Origin of the sequence: Pseudomonas brassicacearum subsp. brassicacearum, from assembly GCF_008801605.1 — a bacterium.
Lineage (GTDB): Bacteria > Pseudomonadota > Gammaproteobacteria > Pseudomonadales > Pseudomonadaceae > Aquipseudomonas > Aquipseudomonas brassicacearum.
The window spans coordinates 175,886-189,445 of sequence record NZ_VZPJ01000010.1 but is presented as its reverse complement, the minus strand read 5'-3'; the positions used below and the strand labels follow the sequence as shown (position 1 = coordinate 189,445).

The 13,560-nt window shown below is 60.1% G+C and carries 14 protein-coding genes; all 14 read left to right on the top strand.

The features are described 5' to 3' along the window. The first annotated feature begins 57 nt into the window (after nt 1-57). The 14 genes from F7R20_RS22160 (at nt 58) to F7R20_RS22095 (ending at nt 13,559) form a co-directional block, all read left to right on the top strand. On the top strand, nt 58-423 hold the full coding sequence (locus F7R20_RS22160) for a flagellar protein FlaG (RefSeq protein WP_003199070.1): 366 nt from the start codon (nt 58-60) through the stop codon (nt 421-423). Between the two features lie 82 nt (nt 424-505). Further along, nucleotides 506-1,936, top strand: coding sequence for a flagellar filament capping protein FliD (fliD, locus tag F7R20_RS22155; RefSeq protein WP_003199072.1), 1,431 nt, complete (start codon nt 506-508; stop codon nt 1,934-1,936). 129 nt (nt 1,937-2,065) lie between these two features. Then, nucleotides 2,066-2,461 (top strand): flagellar export chaperone FliS, encoded by a 396-nt coding sequence (fliS, locus tag F7R20_RS22150; RefSeq protein ID WP_003199073.1) that lies wholly within the window; start codon nt 2,066-2,068, stop codon nt 2,459-2,461. A gap of 11 nt (nt 2,462-2,472) precedes the next feature. Beyond that, the gene (locus F7R20_RS22145) at nt 2,473-2,769 is read left to right on the top strand and encodes a hypothetical protein (RefSeq protein WP_003199075.1); all 297 of its coding nucleotides are present in this window, start codon (nt 2,473-2,475) and stop codon (nt 2,767-2,769) included. 168 nt (nt 2,770-2,937) lie between these two features. Beyond that, entirely contained in the window at nt 2,938-4,413 is a 1,476-nt protein-coding gene (locus F7R20_RS22140; RefSeq protein ID WP_003199076.1) for a sigma-54 dependent transcriptional regulator, read from the top strand. 110 nt (nt 4,414-4,523) lie between these two features. Continuing rightward, nucleotides 4,524-5,732: a sensor histidine kinase gene (locus tag F7R20_RS22135; protein ID WP_003199078.1), complete on the top strand. Its 1,209-nt coding sequence runs from the start codon at nt 4,524-4,526 to the stop codon at nt 5,730-5,732. Between the two features lie 5 nt (nt 5,733-5,737). After that, the gene (fleR, locus tag F7R20_RS22130) at nt 5,738-7,132 is read left to right on the top strand and encodes a sigma-54-dependent response regulator transcription factor FleR (RefSeq protein ID WP_003199080.1); all 1,395 of its coding nucleotides are present in this window, start codon (nt 5,738-5,740) and stop codon (nt 7,130-7,132) included. Nucleotides 7,133-7,355: 223 nt separating this feature from the next. After that, nucleotides 7,356-7,682: a flagellar hook-basal body complex protein FliE gene (fliE, locus tag F7R20_RS22125; protein WP_003199082.1), complete on the top strand. Its 327-nt coding sequence runs from the start codon at nt 7,356-7,358 to the stop codon at nt 7,680-7,682. 15 nt (nt 7,683-7,697) lie between these two features. After that, entirely contained in the window at nt 7,698-9,482 is a 1,785-nt protein-coding gene (gene fliF / locus F7R20_RS22120) for a flagellar basal-body MS-ring/collar protein FliF (protein ID WP_003199084.1), read from the top strand. Next, nucleotides 9,475-10,494 (top strand): flagellar motor switch protein FliG, encoded by a 1,020-nt coding sequence (gene fliG, locus F7R20_RS22115; RefSeq protein ID WP_003199086.1) that lies wholly within the window; start codon nt 9,475-9,477, stop codon nt 10,492-10,494. The genes fliF and fliG overlap by 8 nt, the downstream gene beginning before the upstream one ends. Before the next feature lie 7 nt (nt 10,495-10,501). After that, nucleotides 10,502-11,347, top strand: a complete 846-nt coding sequence (gene fliH / locus F7R20_RS22110; protein WP_003199088.1) for a flagellar assembly protein FliH — start codon at nt 10,502-10,504, stop codon at nt 11,345-11,347. Further along, the gene (fliI, locus tag F7R20_RS22105) at nt 11,337-12,695 is read left to right on the top strand and encodes a flagellar protein export ATPase FliI (RefSeq protein WP_003199089.1); all 1,359 of its coding nucleotides are present in this window, start codon (nt 11,337-11,339) and stop codon (nt 12,693-12,695) included. Before fliH ends, fliI begins: the two co-directional genes overlap by 11 nt. Before the next feature lie 6 nt (nt 12,696-12,701). Then, nucleotides 12,702-13,151: a flagellar export protein FliJ gene (gene fliJ / locus F7R20_RS22100; RefSeq protein ID WP_003199091.1), complete on the top strand. Its 450-nt coding sequence runs from the start codon at nt 12,702-12,704 to the stop codon at nt 13,149-13,151. 102 nt (nt 13,152-13,253) lie between these two features. After that, nucleotides 13,254-13,559 (top strand): STAS domain-containing protein, encoded by a 306-nt coding sequence (locus F7R20_RS22095; RefSeq protein WP_003199093.1) that lies wholly within the window; start codon nt 13,254-13,256, stop codon nt 13,557-13,559. Nucleotide 13,560 lies beyond the last annotated feature (1 nt).

Sequence of the window (13,560 nt, the reverse complement as noted above, 5' to 3'; positions counted from 1 at the left end):
TAGCGGGGGAGTGCGCTTGCGTGCTCTCTCGCTTTTTCCGTTCAAGAGGTGATGGACATGGATATGAGCGTGAAGCTGAACTTGTCTTATCCAGCGGCGAAGCCGGCACCGACAGTGGTCGACAAGCCAGTGGAGAAGCCTCAAGCCGAGGTTGCTACCGTGACTCCGGTCAAGGAAGCTCCTAAAGACGCTGCCGCCGAGCAGGACAAACTCAAGAAGGCCGTTCAGGAAATCGAGAAGTTCGTTCAGTCGGTCAAGCGCAACCTGGAGTTCTCTATTGATGAGCCTTCAGGCAAAGTAGTGGTCAAAGTGATCGCCAGTGGTTCCGGTGAAGTGATTCGCCAGATCCCGAACGAAGAAGTTCTGAAACTGGCCAACAGTTTGAATGATGCAAACAGCTTGTTGTTCAGCGCCGAAGCCTGACAACTGGCACGAATTTTGTTGCTATGTTCTTTTGGGCGTTGTAAGGGTCAAAAGGCCGGCGACATACTGAAGGGAGTCCCACATGGCAAGTCCAATTCTACCTGGCTTGGGTTTAGGCTCTGGCCTTGATACCACCGCGATAGTCAAGGCGTTGGTCGATTCTGACAAGGCCGCCAAGCAAGGTCAGATCACCCGAGCGACGACGACGACTACCAACAGTATCTCCGGGGTGGGAACCCTGAAGTCATTGTTGGCGGCTTTCAATACCGCGATGAAGGACTTGTCCAGCACAACGACCCCGCAATTCTCGGGTTTTGCTGCGACATCTTCCTCCCCCGGTGTCCTCACGGCTACCGCCAGCAACTCGGCGGTGAATGGCACTTACGCGATCAAAGTCACAAGCCTGGCCACTGCGTCCAAAGTCACTACGGCGGCTTTTGCCGGTGGTACTACCAGTGCCATCCCCTCTGGCACGCTGACCATCGCGCAGAACGGTGTCAACTACAACCTCAATGTGCCGGATGGTTCGACCCTGCAATCGGTTCGTGACGCGATCAATGCCGACACTTCGCTCAAGGCTGCCGGTTTCAGTGCGAACATCATCACCGACTCTTTCGGTTCGCGCCTGGTGCTGGGTTCAAGCACTACCGGCGCAGGTTCCGACATCTCGGTGAGTGGTATCGCCGGGCTGGAGATCGATGGGACGAACGTTGTGGGTGCCAACAATACTGCGCTGACGGCTACTTCCGCGGGCGCCATCGGTGCCCTGGCCCAGGATGCCAGCTTCACCGTCGATGGCATGCTGCTGACCAGCAAGAGCAATACGGTCAGCACGGCGATTTCCGGATTGACGTTGAATTTGCTCGGAGTGGCAGGCGGGGGCACTTCAACTGTTACCGTGGCGCCGAACAACGATGGCCTGAAAGCCTCGATCCAGAAATTTGTCGATGCCTATAACGCGATCGCCAATAGCATCACCGCACTGACCAAGCCGTCGCTCGACGATGATGGGAAGCTGACAGTCTCGGCAAAATTGACAGGCGATGCGTTGCCTCGCTCGCTGCTGGCGGCGATTCGAACGCCTTTGTCTGAAACCGGCGCCGGGGACAAGCTGACTTCGCTAGCCCAGTTGGGTATTACCACCGATCAGAAGACGGGTGCGTTGAACTTCGATAGCGTCAAATTCACCACAGCGATGAACGATAAAAAGCTCAGCGGTGAAGTGCAAACGTTGTTCACTGGCAGCAATGGCCTGCTGGAGCGCATGGGTAAGGCGATCGAGCCCTTCACCCAGACAGGTGGCATCCTCGATCAGCGGACCACGGCGCTGAACAGGACCCAGACTCGCCTGAAGAACGATCAGGAGGCTCTGGATCGTCGGGTCGAGACCCTGACCGCCGTACTGACTAAAAAGTACAACGACATGGACACCCTGGTCGGCAAGCTGAAGGCCACCGCCAGCAACATCACTTCCATGTTCGAAGCAATGACGGCGCAGCAGAAGAACAGCTGATTTTCGACCGATGCAAAAGCCCGGCAACGTTTTGACAGCGTTCCGGGCTTTCGGCTTTTTGACCTAAAGTTTTTTGACGCAGCGTCGATACGCTGTTTATACGAACTGAAGTTTTAGATGAGGTAGAACATGAATCCGATGTTGGCCCTTCGCCAATACCAGAAGATTGGCGCCCAAGCGCAAACCTCCGAAGCGAGTCCCCATCGTCTTGTGCAGATGCTCATGGAAGGCGGACTGGATCGTATCGCCCAAGCCAAGGGCGCGCTGGAGCGCAAGGATATTGCAAACAGAGGCATTCTGATCAGCAAGGCCATCGGCATCGTCGGTGGTTTGCGTGAAGGCCTGGACCTGGAAAATCGGGCCGAGTCGGTCGCTGAATTGGACGCTCTTTACGCTTACATGATGAAACGTCTGGCCGAGGCCAACGTCAAGGCCGATGCGAAGATCCTCGACGAAGTCGCCGATCTGCTTCACACGGTCAAGGAAGGCTGGGATGCCATTGCCGCGCCTGGTCCGCAATTCTAAGGAGTGCTCTCATGAGTCTTGTCCTGCAGCGAATCGAACAAACCCGTGATGCCTTGGTTGATGCCCTGGCCGAGCGAAACTGGGAGGCCATCGGTCAGTTGGACCTGGCTTGCCGTTCCTGCATGGAAGACGTCCTGGGCGAGTCCCAGGTGGATGAGGCGGCGTTGCGGATCAATCTTGAGGAGTTGCTAGGGGTGTATCGGCAATTGCTGGAGGCGGCGACAGGAGAGCGTCAGGCGATCGTCGACGAGATGCAACAGATCCATCAAGCACAGAACGCGGCAAAGGTTTACCATCTGTTCGGTTAATGCTCACTTAATCCGAGCCGTTGCGCCATAAATTTGACTGTGCGCGGTTTTTTGACTTAACTAGTAGCTGTTTACAGATTTAAGGCGTCTACAGGCATGACAAGTCTGCAAGCGTCTAGCTTGCCCCCTAATTTCGGGCATTGGGTTGACTAGGGAAGTTGCTATTGCATGTGGCGTGAAACCAAAATTCTCCTGATCGATGACGATAGCGTCCGCCGCCGCGACTTGGCGGTGATCCTGAATTTTCTCGGCGAAGAAAATTTACCCTGCGGAAGCCATGACTGGCAGCAGGCTGTCGGCTCATTGTCGTCCAGTCGTGAAGTCATCTGTGTCCTTATCGGGACCGTAAATGCTCCTGCAACGCTTTTGGGCTTGCTAAAGACACTCTCAACCTGGGATGAGTTCCTTCCGGTTTTGTTAATGGGCGAAAATTCTTCCCTTGACTTGCCTGAAGACCAGCGCCGCCGGGTTCTTTCCACGCTCGAAATGCCGCCCAGCTACAGCAAGCTGCTTGATTCGCTGCATCGCGCGCAGGTTTATCGCGAGATGTACGACCAGGCCCGTGAGCGTGGCAGGCATCGCGAACCCAACCTGTTCCGCAGCCTTGTCGGCACCAGCCGGGCGATCCAGCACGTGCGCCAGATGATGCAGCAGGTCGCCGATACCGACGCCAGCGTGCTGATCCTGGGCGAATCGGGCACCGGCAAGGAAGTGGTTGCGCGCAACCTGCATTACCACTCCAAGCGCCGCGAAGCGCCGTTCGTGCCAGTCAACTGTGGCGCGATCCCGGCCGAGTTGCTGGAGAGCGAGCTGTTTGGTCATGAGAAGGGCGCCTTTACCGGCGCGATCACCAGCCGCGCCGGGCGTTTCGAACTGGCCAACGGCGGTACGCTGTTTCTCGACGAAATCGGCGACATGCCGCTGCCGATGCAGGTCAAGCTGTTGCGGGTCCTGCAGGAGCGCACCTTCGAACGCGTGGGCAGCAACAAGACCCAGAGCGTCGATGTGCGAATCATTGCCGCTACGCACAAGAACCTCGAGAGCATGATCGAGGTTGGCAGTTTCCGCGAAGACCTCTACTACCGCCTCAACGTTTTCCCGATCGAAATGGCGCCACTGCGCGAGCGCGTCGAAGACATTCCGTTGTTGATGAACGAACTGATCTCGCGCATGGAGCACGAAAAGCGCGGTTCGATTCGTTTCAACTCGGCGGCGATCATGTCCCTGTGCCGCCATGGCTGGCCGGGCAACGTCCGTGAGCTGGCCAATCTGGTGGAGCGCATGGCGATCATGCACCCGTACGGGGTGATCGGCGTGAACGAACTGCCGAAGAAATTCCGCTACGTCGACGACGAAGACGAGCAAATGGTCGACAGCCTGCGCAGCGATCTGGAGGAGCGGGTGGCAATCAACGGCCACACACCGGATTTCACCGCCAATGCCTTGTTGCCGCCCGAAGGCCTGGATCTCAAGGATTACCTGGGAGGCCTGGAGCAAGGGCTGATCCAGCAGGCGCTGGATGATGCCAACGGTATCGTGGCCCGCGCGGCAGAACGCCTGCGCATCCGTCGCACCACCCTGGTGGAGAAGATGCGCAAGTACGGCATGAGCCGTCGCGAAGGAGATGAACAGGCGGATGATTGACGCCTGTTTTCCAACCGCCTGATTTTCAGGCGGTTTTTTTTCGGCACGGGTATTGCTATAGCCCTCGCAACGTTCCGTTTAACTGACGGTCAGCCAAGCGAGAGAGCACGATGACCCTAGCCGCCCAGATGTCTCCTGTCCCCGAGCCGGAACACATGCCGTCCGCCGAGCAGGCAAGCCGGCTTGGACTTGAGCAGGCATTTTCGCTGTTCAACCAGATGTCCAGCCAACTGACTGATTCCTACAGCCTGCTCGAAGCCCGGGTCACCGAGCTCAAGGGTGAGCTGGCCGTGGTCAGCGCCCAGCGCATGCAGGAGCTGGCGGAAAAGGAACGCCTGGCTAATCGTCTGCAAAATCTCCTCGATCTGTTGCCCGGTGGCGTTATCGTCATCGACGCCCACGGCCGTGTACGCGAAGCCAACCCCGCGGCCTGCGAGCTGCTCGGCCTGCCGTTGGAAGGCGAGCTGTGGCGGCATGTCATCGCCCGCTGCTTTGCGCCCCGTGAAGACGATGGTCATGAGGTCTCCCTCAAGGACGGTCGGCGCCTGTCCATCTCGACGCGCTCGCTGGATGCCGAGCCGGGGCAGTTGGTGCTGCTCAATGACTTGACTGAAACCCGTCACTTGCAAGACCAGCTGGCTCGCCATGAGCGCCTCTCTTCCCTGGGGCGGATGGTGGCGTCGCTGGCCCATCAGATTCGTACGCCGCTTTCTGCCGCGCTGCTCTATGCCAGTCATCTGACTGAACAGCAATTGCCGATGGAAACCCAGCAACGGTTCGCCGGACGCTTGAAAGAACGCCTGCACGAACTGGAGCACCAGGTGCGCGACATGCTGGTATTCGCTCGCGGCGAGCTGCCGTTGACCGACCGTGTCACCCCCAAGGCCTTGCTGCAATCACTGCAGGCCGCGGCGTTGACCCATGTACAGGAGCTGCCGATCCGTTGGCAGTGCGACAGCCACGTCGGCGAAGTGTTATGTAACCGCGACACGTTGGTGGGCGCGGTGCTGAACCTCATCGAAAACGCGATCCAGGCCAGCGGCGGCGACGTCCGGCTGAAAGTGCACTTATATACACGCGATCACACCTTGCGCCTGTGTGTCAGCGACAACGGCAGTGGTATCGCGCCGGCCGTGCTGGCGCGCTTGGGCGAGCCATTTTTCACCACCAAGACCACTGGCACCGGCCTGGGCCTGACCGTGGTCAAGGCTGTGGCGCGTGCCCACCAGGGAGAATTGCAACTGCGCTCGCGGTTGGGTCGTGGCACCTGTGCGACGGTGTGCTTGCCGCTGTTTTCCAATGCGCCAGTGGTGGAGTGAAAGCAATGGCGATCAAGGTGTTACTGGTTGAGGATGACCGGGCCCTGCGCGAGGCGCTGGCCGATACACTGGTGCTGGCCGGGCACGACTATGCCGCTGTCGGTTCGGCGGAAGAAGCGCTGCTGGCGGTGGGGCGCGAAGCATTCAGCCTGGTGGTCAGTGACGTCAATATGCCGGGCATGGACGGCCATCAATTACTCGGCCTGTTGCGCGCCCGTCAGCCGCAACTGCCGGTCTTGCTGATGACCGCTCACGGCGCCGTCGAGCGAGCGGTGGATGCCATGCGCCAGGGCGCCGCGGATTACCTGGTCAAGCCGTTCGAGCCAAAAGCGCTGCTGGACCTGGTCGCGCGTCATGCCTTGGGCAGCCTCGCGGTCGAGGGCGAAGGCCCGGTGGCCATTGAGCCGGCCAGTGCGCAACTGCTGGAATTGGCCGCACGGGTGGCACGCAGCGATTCAACCGTGTTGATTTCCGGCGAGTCCGGTACGGGCAAGGAAGTGCTGGCGCGCTATATCCATCAACAGTCCCGGCGTGCCAGCGAACCGTTCATTGCCATCAATTGCGCGGCGATTCCCGACAACATGCTCGAGGCGACACTGTTCGGTCACGAAAAGGGCTCGTTCACGGGGGCCATCGCGGCTCAGGCCGGTAAATTCGAACAAGCCGACGGCGGCACGATCCTGCTCGATGAAATTTCCGAAATGCCGATGGGCTTGCAGGCCAAGTTGCTGCGGGTATTGCAGGAGCGGGAAGTGGAACGGGTCGGTGCGCGCAAGCCCATCAGCCTGGATATCCGCGTGGTGGCGACCACCAACCGCGACCTGGCCGGCGAAGTGGCGGCTGGGCGGTTTCGTGAGGATCTCTATTACCGCCTGTCGGTATTCCCGCTGGCCTGGCGTCCGTTGCGCGAGCGCACCGCCGATATCCTGCCGCTGGCTGAGCGTCTGCTGAACAAACACGTCAATAAAATGAAGCATGCGGCGGCGCGGCTATCAACGCAGGCTCAGGCCTGCCTGATTGCCTACCCATGGCCGGGAAATGTCCGAGAGCTCGATAACGCCATCCAGCGGGCCTTGATCCTGCAGCAGGGCGGCTTGATCCAACCGGAGGATTTCTGCCTGGTCGGCCCGGTGGCCTGCGCGCCATTGCCTGCTCTGTCGCCAGTACCAGCAGCGGCCTTTGCGCCTGCGGTGGAAGTGGAGGGCGAGTCGGCCGGCGCCTTGGGAGACGACCTGCGTCGTCGCGAATTCCAGATGATCATCGACACCCTGCGCGCCGAACGCGGTCGTCGCAAGGAGGCGGCCGAACGCCTGGGGATCAGCCCGCGTACCCTGCGCTACAAACTGGCGCAAATGCGCGACGCCGGCATGGATGTCGAGGCTTATCTGTTCGCCAGTTGAATAAGCGCCGAAAATCCCTGTGGGAGCGAGCTTGCTCGCGATAGCGGTGGGTCAGTCAAGTTGAGGTCGGATGTGATGGGTTATCGCGAGCAAGCTCGCTCCCACAATGGAGTTGTGCGCGCATTTGTTTTTTGCGGCCATGGAGCTGGCACCCTTGTTGCTAATACCTGAATACCCGCTGAGTAAGTGTCAAAAAAATGCGGGCCGCCAGAGAGAGTAGACCATGAGCCAAGGTATTGAATTTAATCGGTTGATGTTGGACATGCGGGCCATGCAAATGGACGCCATGGCCCAGCCTAAATCGGTCGCGGTCCCCCAGGTGGGTGGCAGCAGCTTTTCCGACATGCTCGGTCAGGCCGTCAATAAAGTGAACGATACCCAGCAGGCATCGAACCAGTTGGCCAGTGCTTTCGAGATTGGCAAAAGTGGCGTCGACCTGACGGACGTAATGATCTCCTCGCAGAAAGCCAGTGTCTCGTTTCAGGCGTTGACCCAGGTTCGTAACAAACTGGTTCAAGCCTACCAAGACATCATGCAGATGCCGGTTTAAGGAAATTATTGAGTCATGGCAGAAGCAGCCGTTGATAACGTTCCGGCCAAGGCCACTCCGGTAGACGGCAAACCGCCGCTATTCGGTCTGTCCTTCCTGGAAAATCTCTCCGAGATGACCATGCTGCGTCAGGTGGGCCTGTTGGTCGGCCTGGCTGCCAGCGTGGCGATTGGTTTTGCCGTGGTGCTGTGGTCCCAGCAGCCGGACTACCGGCCGCTGTATGGCAGCCTGGCGGGCATGGACGCCAAGCAAGTCATGGAAACCCTGGCTTCCGCCGACATTCCTTACACCGTCGAACCCAACTCCGGCGCGTTGCTGGTCAAGGCCGATGACGTTGCCCGTGCGCGCCTCAAGCTCGCTGCGGCTGGCGTGACGCCTACCGATGGCAACATCGGTTTCGAGATCCTCGACAAGGACCAGGGCCTGGGCACCAGCCAATTCATGGAAGCGACCCGTTATCGTCGCGGCCTGGAGGGTGAGCTGGCGCGGACCATTTCCAGCCTGAACAACGTCAAGGGCGCCCGTGTGCACCTGGCGATCCCGAAAAGCTCGGTGTTCGTGCGCGATGAGCGCAAGCCCAGCGCTTCGGTATTGGTCGAGCTGTATTCGGGCCGCTCCCTGGAGCCAGGCCAAGTGCTTGCCATCATCAACCTGGTGGCAACCAGCGTACCTGAGCTGAGCAAATCGCAGATCACTGTGGTCGACCAGAAAGGCAACCTGCTGTCCGATCAGGCGGAAAACTCCGAACTGACCATGGCCGGCAAGCAATTCGATTACAGCCGCCGCATGGAAGGCATGCTGACCCAGCGGGTGCACAACATCCTGCAACCGATCCTGGGTAACGATCGCTACAAAGCCGAAGTGTCGGCTGATGTCGACTTCAGCGCCGTCGAGTCCACTTCCGAGCAGTTCAACCCGGATCAACCGGCGTTGCGCAGCGAACAGTCGGTGAATGAGCAGCGTACTGCCAGCAATGGCCCGCAAGGCGTACCGGGTGCCCTGAGCAACCAGCCGCCGTCGCCGGCCAGCGCGCCGCAAACCACCGGTGGCGCCACGGCGGCCGCCGGCATGGTGCAGCCAGGCCAACCGCTGATCGATGCCAATGGCCAGCAGATCATGGACCCGGCCACCGGCCAGCCGATGCTGGCGCCGTATCCGGCCGACAAGCGTCAGCAGTCGACCAAGAACTTCGAACTCGACCGCTCCATCAGCCACACCAAGCAGCAGCAGGGCCGTTTGACCCGCTTGTCGGTCGCCGTGGTGGTGGACGATCAGGTCAAGGTCAATGCGGCCAACGGCGAAACCAGTCGTGCACCATGGAGTGCCGACGAATTGGCGCGCTTTACTCGCCTGGTGCAGGACGCCGTCGGTTTCGACGCCAGCCGCGGCGACAGCGTCAGCGTGATCAACGTACCGTTCTCCCTGGAACGCGGTGAAGTGGTCGCCGATATTCCGTTTTATTCGCAACCCTGGTTCTGGGATGTGGTCAAGCAAGTACTGGGTGTGCTGTTTATCCTGGTGCTGGTGTTTGGCGTGCTGCGTCCGGTGCTCAACAACATCACCGGTGGCGGCAAGAGCAAGCAGTTGGCAGGTTTTGGTGATGTCGAGCTGGGAGGCATGGGCGGCCTGGATGGCGAATTGGCCAACGATCGCGTCAGCCTCGGCGGGCCGCAGAGCATTCTGCTGCCAAGCCCGAGTGAAGGCTATGACGCTCAGTTGAACGCCATCAAGAGTCTGGTGGCAGAAGATCCGGGTCGTGTGGCCCAGGTCGTGAAAGAGTGGATTAACGCAGATGAGTGATAATCGAGCCGCTGTTGCCAAATTGTCCCGGGTCGACAAAGCCGCGATCCTGCTGCTGTCCCTGGGTTCGACCGACGCTGCCCAGGTGCTGCGCCACATGGGGCCCAAGGAGGTCCAGCGTGTGGGCGTGGCCATGGCACAAATGGGCAACGTGCACCGTGAACAGGTCGAGCAGGTGATGAGTGAGTTCGTCGACATCGTCGGCGATCAGACCAGCCTGGGCGTCGGTTCCGACGACTATGTGCGCAAGATGCTCACCCAGGCACTGGGCGAGGACAAGGCCAACGGCCTGATCGACCGGATCCTGTTGGGCGGCAACACCAGCGGCCTGGACAGCCTCAAGTGGATGGAGCCGCGGGCGGTTGCCGACGTGATCCGTTACGAGCACCCGCAGATCCAGGCGATCGTGGTGGCTTACCTCGATCCGGACCAGGCCGGTGAAGTGCTGGGCAACTTCGACCACAAGGTGCGCCTGGACATCATCCTGCGGGTGTCTTCGCTCAACACCGTGCAGCCGGCGGCCCTGAAAGAATTGAACCAGATTCTCGAGAAGCAGTTCTCGGGCAACTCCAATGCCTCGCGCACCACCCTGGGTGGCATCAAGCGCGCGGCGGACATCATGAACTTCCTCGACAGTTCGATCGAAGGTCAGTTGATGGACTCGATCCGCGAGTTCGACGAAGACCTGTCCGGTCAGATCGAAGACCTCATGTTCGTGTTCAACAACCTGTCCGATGTCGACGATCGTGGCATCCAGGCGCTGTTGCGCGAAGTGTCGTCCGACGTGCTGGTACTGGCCCTCAAGGGGTCGGACGAAGGCGTCAAGGAAAAGATCTTCAAGAACATGTCCAAACGGGCGGCCGAACTGTTGCGCGACGATCTCGAGGCCAAGGGCCCGGTACGCGTCAGCGACGTGGAAACCGCACAGAAGGAAATCCTCACCATCGCCCGCCGCATGGCCGAAGCCGGGGAGATCGTTCTCGGTGGCAAGGGCGGCGAAGAGATGATCTAAGGTCGTTATGTCTGCCAAGAGTGATGAAGCACCCAGCGACCTGATCCGCGCCCGTGACGTCGGTGGTTTCGACGTCTGGTCGCTGCCCAGCTTCGACCCCCATGTTCCCGAGCCTGAGCCGGAACCGGTGGAAGAGCTGCCGGAACCGGAGGAAGTGCCGCTGGAGGAAGTCCAGCCACTGACCCTCGAGGAAGTCGAGAGCATTCGCCAGGAAGCCTACAACGAAGGCTTTGCCGTGGGTGAAAAGGAAGGCTTCCACAGCACCTCGCTCAAGGTCCGCCAGGAAGCCGATGTGGCGCTGACGGCCAAGCTCCGTGCCTTGGAATCGCTGATGCTCAACCTGTTCGACCCTATCGCCGAGCAGGACAGCCAGATCGAGAAATCCCTGGTGGGGCTGGTGCAGCACATCGCCCGGCAAGTGATCCAGCGCGAACTGGCCATCGATTCGACCCAGATCGAACATGTCATGCGCGAAGCGCTCAAGTTGTTGCCATTGGGCGTGGGCAACGTGCGGCTGTACATCAATCCCCAGGACTTCGAGCTGGTCAAGGCGCTGCGCGAACGCCATGAAGAAACCTGGCGTATCGTCGAGGACGCTTCGCTGCTGCCCGGCGGCTGCCGTGTGGAAACCGAACACAGCCGCATCGACGCCACCGTTGAAACGCGCATCAGTCAGATCATGGCCAAATTGTTCGACCAGTTGCACGAACAGGCCCTGCATCCGGCCGCTCCCGATCTGAGCCTGGAGTTGCCGGACGAACCCCTGATCAGCGCTGATGCCGCGCCGGCCGATGCTGGCTTGGATGTACCTGAATTGGACGCTTCTGCACTGGACAACCGCGATGCGCCTTGAGCGAACCAGTTTCGGCAAGCGCCTGGGCAGCTACGCCGAGGCCAGCGAGCTGGCCGGTCAACCGATCCTGGAAGGCCGCCTGCTGCGCATGGTCGGCCTGACCCTCGAAGCCGAAGGTCTTCGTGCCGCCATGGGCAGCCGTTGCATGGTGATCAACGACGACAGCTATCACCCGGTGCAGGTCGAAGCTGAAGTCATGGGCTTCTCCGGCAGCAAGGTCTTCTTGATGCCGGTGGGCAGCGTTGCTGGCATCGCCCCGGGTGCGCGCGTGGTGCCCCTGGCCGACAATGGCCGCCTGCCCATGGGCATGAGCATGCTCGGGCGCGTGCTGGACGGGGCCGGGCGGGCCCTGGACGGCAAGGGCGGCATGAAGGCTGAAGACTGGGTGCCGATGGACGGCCCGACGATCAATCCCCTCAAGCGTGACCCCATCAGCGTACCGCTGGACGTGGGCATCCGCTGCATCAACGGTTTATTGACGGTCGGACGCGGCCAGCGTCTGGGCCTGTTCGCCGGTACCGGGGTGGGCAAAAGTGTGCTGCTGGGCATGATGACCCGCTTCACCGAAGCCGACATCATCGTGGTGGGGCTGATCGGCGAGCGGGGTCGCGAGGTGAAGGAATTCATCGAGCACATTCTTGGCGAGGAAGGGCTCAAGCGTTCGGTGGTGGTGGCTTCGCCGGCGGACGATGCGCCATTGATGCGCCTGCGGGCAGCCATGTACTGCACGCGCATTGCCGAGTACTTTCGCGACAAGGGCAAGAACGTCCTGCTGTTGATGGATTCGCTGACCCGTTTCGCCCAGGCCCAGAGGGAAATCGCCCTGGCCATCGGCGAGCCGCCGGCCACCAAGGGTTATCCGCCTTCGGTATTCGCCAAGCTGCCGAAACTGGTGGAGCGCGCCGGCAATGCGGAAAAGGGCGGCGGTTCGATCACCGCATTCTATACCGTGCTGTCCGAAGGCGACGACCAGCAGGATCCCATCGCCGACTCGGCCCGGGGCGTACTCGACGGGCACATCGTGCTGTCCAGGCGCCTGGCCGAAGAAGGGCATTACCCGGCCATCGACATCGAGGCGTCCATCAGCCGGGTCATGCCGTCGGTGATCAGCGCCGAACACATGAAGCGCGCCCAGCAGTTCAAGCAGTACTGGTCGCGCTACCAGCAAAGCCGCGACCTGATCAGCGTCGGCGCCTATGTCCCCGGTGGTGACCGTGAGACCGACACCGCCATCAGTCTTTACCCGGCCATGGCCGTTTACCTGCGCCAGAGCCTGAACGACAACATCGGCATGGGCGCCAGCGAAGCGCATTTGCAGACTATTTTCGCCCCGGTCTCAGGCACGTAACCGGCCATGGCCACGAGTCGTGCGGCACGCCTGGCGCCAGTGGTGGACATGGCGGAAAAGGCCGAGAAGACTGCCGTCCAGCGACTGGCGTATTTTCAGGGCCAGGTCAAAGTCGCCGAAAGCAAACTGGCAGACCTCGAAAACTTTCGACTCGAGTACCAGGAGCAGTGGATCGCCCGGGGCGCCCACGGGGTTTCCGGGCAGTGGTTATTGGGTTACCAAGGATTCCTTGCGCAGTTGGGTACCGCTATCGACCAGCAGCGCCAGAGCCTGGTCTGGCACCAGAACAACCTGGAGAAGGCCCGCCAGAGCTGGCAAGAGGCGTTTGCCCGGGTCGAAGGGCTGCGCAAACTGGTGCAGCGCTATATTGATGAGGCACGGCAACTGGAAGACAAGCGCGAACAGAAACTCCTCGATGAGTTGTCCCAGCGCCTGCCACGCCAGAATCCCTATTGATGCGAAACCGCGATTTTGTCGGCTGAATGAGGCAAAACCTTGCTCAGACCTTTACCAGATGCTACACCTTGTACACGTATGTCCATGACAAGGAAGCCGATCATGTCAGTTGTTACCGAAGTATCCCCCGATGGGCATAAGCTGACGATCTCGATCAAAGGTCGATTCGATTTCGGGCGGCATCAGGAATTTCGTGAGTCCTATGAACGGCTCAACAAAAAACCTGACTCCATCGTGGTGGATTTGAAAGACGCCACTTATCTCGACAGTTCCGCCTTGGGCATGCTCCTGCTGTTGCGTGATCATGCCGGTGGCGATGCGTCGGATATCCGCGTTGTCAACAGCAGCAATGACGTCAAGAAAATCCTCGCGATCTCCAATTTCGACAAGCTGTTCGACATCAGTTGAT